Origin of the sequence: Prevotella conceptionensis 9403948, from assembly GCF_000312305.1 — a bacterium.
Classification (GTDB): domain Bacteria; phylum Bacteroidota; class Bacteroidia; order Bacteroidales; family Bacteroidaceae; genus Prevotella; species Prevotella conceptionensis.
The window spans coordinates 106,289-112,910 of record NZ_HE999448.1 but is presented as its reverse complement, the minus strand read 5'-3'; the positions used below and the strand labels follow the sequence as shown (position 1 = coordinate 112,910).

Sequence of the window (6,622 nt, the reverse complement as noted above, 5' to 3'; positions counted from 1 at the left end):
GTTAGAGGGGATGGGCGCACGCGATGCTGCGGTGTACTTCACCTTGCTGGGCGCAATCTGCACGTTGCCGTGAGCCTTCTCGATGGCAGGGTCGCGGCGTAGTTCGTTGATAACTTCTTCAACGTTCTTCGTGCTGTCGAATTTCACAACAAACCATCGGTCGAGCCCCCTTGCACGTTTCAATGCGGCATATTCGTTGTTCATGTCGAACACCTGTTCCACCTTTACGTCGGTGTTGTCGAACACCTTTGCACGCGTTACGCTCTGCGTTGCAGCACGGGTGCTGGGGTTTACGCCAGGTTTCAGTTTGATGAAAGCCATGCCGGGTTGCCAAGGAAAGGCCTCGTCGGCGGCGGTTTGGGCAGCGTTAGGGTTGTTTTGCGAGGAGAGCAAGTCGTCGCTACAAGCCGAAAACATGCCTAAGGTCAACGTGATACAAGCCGCCAATGTATATATTTTTCTGAACTTTTTCATTGGATGAGTGTCTATAAGTTGAGGGTTTTCTTGATTAGGTCTACATAATGCTTACTCTTATAGTAAGTAATGACCGTACGCGTTTGCTGCGGACGCATGTCGATGAGGTCGGCCTCGCCGCGGAAGTAGGTAACAAAGCCGCTATTGTCGCCACGGAAGTAGCTGTAACCCTTCTCTTCCATGGCGTTCCTTGTGCTGGTTGGCAAGGTATAGGTGTACCATTCGTACACGCCGGGAGTGCCTTCCACCTCGCGATTATACAGCACTTCGCCGCCCATGTAGAACACTTGGCACGAACCAACGGTGCCGCTGAGCTCTGCATCGGCCACCAAACCTGCATCAATGTCTTCGGGCGTAACGCCTCGCCAGTTGAAGAAGTAAATCACATTGGCCAACGAACCGGCATCGTAACTGGCATTTTCGGGTACGAAGAGCAGGCGCGAGTACTTGCAGCTGGGGTCTTCTGTGGTGGTAGTTATCTTTTCGCTGTTGAATTGGTTCTCGAAATCGGGTTTCATTCCGCGTTTCTTTTCAAACTCAATCACCTCTTGCAGCTTGAACGACTTGTTGTGCATGCGCTCGGAAATGAATACGGGGAAACAGGTGGCCTTGCCGTTGCTGCCCACTTTCAGTTCGTTGGAACTCACCACATACTTCATGCAGGGACTCTTATATATGCCGCCAAACATCTTGAAGTTGTTGGGGTCGTTGTAGACGTGTACCAGTCGTGTTTGGTTTTCTTCTTCGCAGTAGTATTGCGCTTCGGTTGCATTACGCTGTTTGTTGCCGTCTTTAAAGTTCTGTTGTTTCAACCACGGGTCGTACGATTCTTTTTGGAACTCCTTCCCTTTGGGTGCCTTCAACCACGCGGTAGTAATGAGTTTGCTGTAATAGTTGGGCGTGTAGAATATGCGAGGTGATTGTTCGCCGGGCGAACGGAACGCATAATAAATCTTATCTACGTCTTCTTTGAACGGCAAGAGCGAGTCTATCTCGAACGCTTTGTCGCGACTGTTGTTCCTTTCGCCTTCAAGTTCGGTTACACGAGCCAAGTTAAAGTTGTCCAAATCCCACACGGGCAGCTGGAACTGCACGTATCCGTTTTGCGTTACGCTGAGCAAGAAGTGCTTGTTTCCGTTAGATAGGGACAGCTTTTCGGTTCTACTGCTCTGCGCCCAAGGGCTGTTGCGGTCGATGGCGGTGAGGGTTAGCCTCAACTTGCGTTGCTTTTGGTCGACGTCGTACGTGAGCCATTTGTTGTTTTCCTTGTCAACTTGCTCCACGCTCCAGTTATCCGAGTTGGAAATAACGTTCAGTTCTACGGCCGTATGCGCCTCATGGTTAAAGATAGCCGTACCATTGCTGCCGTCTACGGCAATGAAAGGCGCCGTGCCGAACTGCGTAACCGTTACCGTTTGCTTGCCGCTGGGCGTGGCCAGAACCACTTCGGCCTGGCGTTCGTCGGCTCCCTCGTTGGCCGTAGCCGTTAGTTCGAGTGCTTGTCCCACTTTTTTCGCGGTGAGCCAAGCATCGTAAGCTCCTTTTTCCACTTGCCATTCGTCGCCAAGTGTTGCAAAGCTTACCGTCTTAGTTTCGCCCTCTTGTTTAAGAGTGAGGGTCTGCGCCTCGCCTTGAACGAACTCTTCCGTTCCGCCCAAGGTAAGATCCTTCTGGCATGCGCTAGCCAGCGATGCCACGATGAGCAAAGCCCATATCTTTATATTCTTATACATAGCGTATTTGTTTTTTGTTAGCGTATGTGTCATTGCTTATCCCAGCCAGGGTTTTGCTTAACGTTCGGGTTTATCTGCACTTCGTTGTCGGGGAACGGCCACACAAACATCTTGTTGCCTGTTTGTATGTCTACCTTGTAGCCCCCTGCGTAGAACGATGCCGGCACTTGATAATATCCCTTGGCACCTTGTATCGTACGTTTGCGAACACCTAACTTCCAACGGCGCAAGTCCCAAAGGCGGAACCCTTCGTAAGCCAGTTCGCGTGCGCGCTCGTTCTTTATTTCTTGGTACAGGTCGTCGCCCGTTGCGCTTGTGGTAGGCACGCCACGCGATTGGCGAAGGGTGTTAAGATAGCTTTGGGCATCGGCCGTGTTCCCCAGTTTGTAGGCTGCCTCGGCCACAATGAGGTATTGTTCGGCGATGCGGAAAGGCTTGGGTGCTTGATTTCCATTGGGAACATAGCCGCCCCAATGGGTGCTAGTGAGCGTTGCGTAGTTGGGGTTGCCCTTAAACTTAGACACAACGTAAAGCTGTGTAGACACATTCACGTCATTCACCGTGGTATTTACAAACTCGAAGTGGATTTGTGCACGGTGGTCGTTTCCGTTGGCAAAGAGGTCGTTAATCACTTCGCGCGTTGGCACGTAGGGCGGTTTGTTGTAGTCGCCCACTTTGCTTGGCTGCTTGGCCTCGTCCCAATGAGTTGTTGTGGAAAGGTCGGCACCATAGAGCGAAGTTACCGTAGGCACTTCGTTTTCCTTGGCCACATAGGGTTGCCAAATCTGTTCGGTACCCTTATCATAGAACCACATCTGCGCAAAAGGGTCTTCGCTGGGCGTTACTTTCCCCTCGCTGTTAAGCTTTGCCGTGTAGGGAGCGATAAGCGGATAGGTGTTTTTGTCTACCAATTGCTTCGCCTCTTGGTAAGCTTTGGCCATGTCGCCCATATATAAGTACACGCGTGCACGAAGTGCTCGCACCGCATCGGCGTTTATTTCCGTATTTCCGGGCATGGTAGGAACGTCGGCCAACAGCGTTTCGGCCTCGTTCAGATCGTCCAACACCTGCTTATAGGTCTGCGCGTTGGTGGCTCGTGCGGGTTTATCTAGCGAACCTGGCTCTAATGCCAACACCACACCGAGGTCTTTGTCGGCCGTGGCCGCATCGTAGATCATTCCCCATCGCAAGGCCAAGTTAAAGTGATAGAAGGCCCTTGCGAAGTATGCGTTGCCCAAATAATGGCGTTGTGTGGGCTTTTCGGCCTCGCTAACGGGCAGCTGGGGCAACTTTTTTATCACCACATTGGCATCTACGAGCGCCGAATAATACGAATGGTAGATTTCTTGTATCACGCTGCTTTCGGGCAAGATGGTCCATCCGTGAAACTCTCCATAGAGGTTTCCGAAGGCTGCATGCGCGTTAAGCATGTCGGCTTGCGCCTCTTGGGGCAACACATAGCCGCCCCCGAACTTGCCGCGAAGGGTGGAATAGATGCCGTTGTCCCATTTGGCGGCATCTTGCATATTGCGAAACGAGGCGTTATAGTCTATATAATCGGCTGGTTCGCGGTCTAGATTGCACCCTTGGAGCATGGCCGCAAGCGTAAACGCCCATAATAATATCTTCGTTGTTTTCATATTCGTGTTCATTGTTTGTGTGTGTGTTGTTAGAGTCCTATCTCCACACCTACGCTCAATTGCTTGGTGTTGGGATTGACGCCATACGAAACATTGCGGTTCACTTCGGGGTCGATACCGCGGAACTTGGTAAAGGTAAGCAGGTTTCTGCCTGTAAAGAACACTTTTGCCGTGCGTACGATGTTCTGTCGTCCAAGGCTCTTGCGGGGGATGTCGTAACCCAAGGTAAAGTTTTTCAGGCGCATGAACGAAGCGTTTTCAAGCATTTTCGAGTCCACGTAGTTGCTTTGGTGGTTGGCTTGGCGCACCCATGCCAACGAGGGATATTCGGTGTTGTCGCCCGGTTTCTTCCAATAGTCGAACAATCTGCGCGACCCATTGAAGTTTCCTTCGCGGTTGCGAACGTGATAATCGTTCTCGTAAAACTGCTTATCCATCGAAATCATGTGCTTACCGAGAGCCACAAAGAAGTCGGCGTTGAGGTAGAAACCTTTCCAATAAGCCGAAATGCCCCAACCGCCCGTAAAAGGCGTGTAAGCGTTTACGCCTGTGTTTTGACTGAGCGAAGAAGAATATTCGGACACCACGTCGTTGTCGTCGCGACGTGTTTGGTTCTTGTCTGCGCCCGGTTTATACCATTCGGGTACGCCCGTTTGGGGGTTCACGCCCTTATAAAGCGGAAGTACAAAGGTTACAGGCTTACCTACCATGTAGGCGAGTTGGCCGCCTGGTTCGTGCCACGACTGACGTCCTTCGAACAGTTCGAGCACTTTATCGCGGTTGTAGTTGAAGTTAATGTTGGCCGAAACGCCCCAATCGCGACCGCGAAGGATGTCGGCGCCCAGTTGAAAGTCGATACCGTGGTTCAGGTAACGCCCAACATTCTCGTAACGAGTGGCATAACCTTCGTTGCCGGCAGGCATACCCGATGTGTAGGGCAGTGGAACTTCGAAGAGCATGTTGCTCGTTATACGGTTGTAGTACTCCACGTTCAGGTCCAGCCTACTTAGCAAACGAGCCTTCACGCCCACAGTGAACTTACTTTGGTGTTCCCATCCCAAATCGGGATTTCCAAGACTAACAAAGCCAAGGCTCATACCGCCTTTCTTCTGTCCCACTTTTCCTACATACGATGATGTGCTGTAAGGAGGTATCGAAGAGTTGCCCTGTGTTCCGTAACTCGTTTTGAAGTCTAACTCGTTAAGCCACGATACGTCTTTAAGGAAGCTTTCGCCCTTAGCCTTCCACAACAAGCCTACCGACCAGAACAAGCCGTTGCGCTTGTTGCGCCCAAAGCGCGAAGAGGCGTCGTTACGCAAAACCAAGTCGACGAAATAACGTTCGGAGAAGTCGTAAGACAGCTGGGTAAAGAACGAAAGGAAAGCATAGCTGTTGGTTGCCTCGCCCACATTCTTCTTTTGTGTGGCGTTGTTAAGCAGGTTAAGGCGGTCGTCTAAGATGCCCGAACCCGATGCAGAGAAACCATCGTCGTTATAATTGGTGTATTCATGTCCCAACAAGGCGGTAACGTGATGGTTGCCAAAGCCCATGTTATAGGCTGCCGTGTTGGTGATGGTGAAGTTCGACACCATCGAGTAGCCACGTTCGGCGCTGCCATTGCCGTATGCGCGATAGTAGCTAGGCAAGGTACGCGAGCGGCTATCGCCATAATTCAGCTCCAATCCCACAAGCGAACGCAAGGTTAGGTTCTTTATCGGCGTGAGCGTAAGGTTGCCGTTAGCCGACAGGATAAAGGCGTTGGTCTTTGCCGGGTTGGTAGAAATAACATGCTTAGGCGTAGTGATGTCGAGCAGCGGCACGCGTTCCAGTTCTTCTCCCGTCCTCGGGTCGTAGGGCGATGCAAAGGGTGCGTTCATGGCTGCAACGCCACCGCCCACGGCATTGTTGTTGCCGAAGGGCGAAACGTGCGTATCGTCGTATGCTATTTGGGTGTTTATGCCGGCGCGAACCCATTCGGCCAGTTTCGCATCGAGGTTGATGCGGCCGAAGGCTTTCTTGTAACTCGACCCCATGCGCAGTCCGTCTTGGCTCAATGCGCCGCCCGACAGGTAGTACCTAACGGCAGATGTGCCGCCCGATACCGACACGTCGGCCGTGTACATGGGCGCAGGCTGGTACACATACTTATACCATTGGAAGTCGGTTTCCTTGAAATACTTGCTCTTTAAGGCCGCTATTTGGTCGGCGGTGTAAATACCCGTTTCCTGATAATAGCGTAATAGTTCGGGCCCAGTCATCAGTTGGTCGAAATAATCGGTGTTTGCCAACGACGAAACGGCGTACTGCGCCCTAAGATTGATGGTGGGGCGCGTCTCTGTTCGGCCGCGTTTGGTGGTAACATACATCACTCCGTTGGCTGCACGTGCGCCATAAATGGACGTGGCCGCAGCGTCTTTCAAGAACTGAACACTCTCTATGTCGTTGGCGTTCATGGATTGTAGCACGGCCATACTAACTTGCATGCCGTCGAGGATGATGAGCAAGCCCGTACCTGCGCCCAACGAACCTTGCCCGTGCAAAGCCATCGACAGGCGCGAAGAGGGTTCGCCCGACGAGGAGAACACCTGTAAGCCGCTTACTTTGCCCTGAACGGCATCCAATGGGTTGGCCACGGGTTTCATGGCTAGGTCTTTGGCCGTTACCTTTACCACAGAGGCCGAGGTGTTGGCCACCTTACGTTCCATGTAACCCACCACAACAACGTCGTTCAACCGTCAGGTCGGAGGGTTCCGATCCGAACGTCCATCTGGGGTG

The 6,622-nt window shown here is 52.1% G+C and carries 3 protein-coding genes and 1 pseudogene; all 4 read right to left on the bottom strand.

Annotation, left to right across the window (positions count from 1 at the left end):
- Positions 1-474 (bottom strand): subtilase family N-terminal domain-containing protein (locus tag BN93_RS09880; protein ID WP_044260375.1); only part of this gene is annotated, 474 nt, incomplete at its 3' end.
- 11 nt (positions 475-485) lie between these two features.
- On the bottom strand, positions 486-2,207 hold the full coding sequence (locus tag BN93_RS09875; RefSeq protein WP_044260487.1) for a BACON domain-containing protein: 1,722 nt from the start codon (positions 2,205-2,207) through the stop codon (positions 486-488).
- 29 nt (positions 2,208-2,236) lie between these two features.
- The gene (locus tag BN93_RS09870; RefSeq protein ID WP_044260373.1) at positions 2,237-3,859 is read right to left on the bottom strand and encodes a RagB/SusD family nutrient uptake outer membrane protein; all 1,623 of its coding nucleotides are present in this window, start codon (positions 3,857-3,859) and stop codon (positions 2,237-2,239) included.
- A gap of 17 nt (positions 3,860-3,876) precedes the next feature.
- Positions 3,877-6,622 (bottom strand): annotated as a pseudogene (locus BN93_RS09865) (SusC/RagA family TonB-linked outer membrane protein); the annotation flags it as partial.

Coding starts and splice junctions, on each gene's coding strand:
- BN93_RS09875 (WP_044260487.1), bottom strand. CDS start 2,207: ATGTATAAGAATATAAAGATATGGGCTTTGCTCATCGTGGCATCGCTG.
- BN93_RS09870 (WP_044260373.1), bottom strand. CDS start 3,859: ATGAACACGAATATGAAAACAACGAAGATATTATTATGGGCGTTTACG.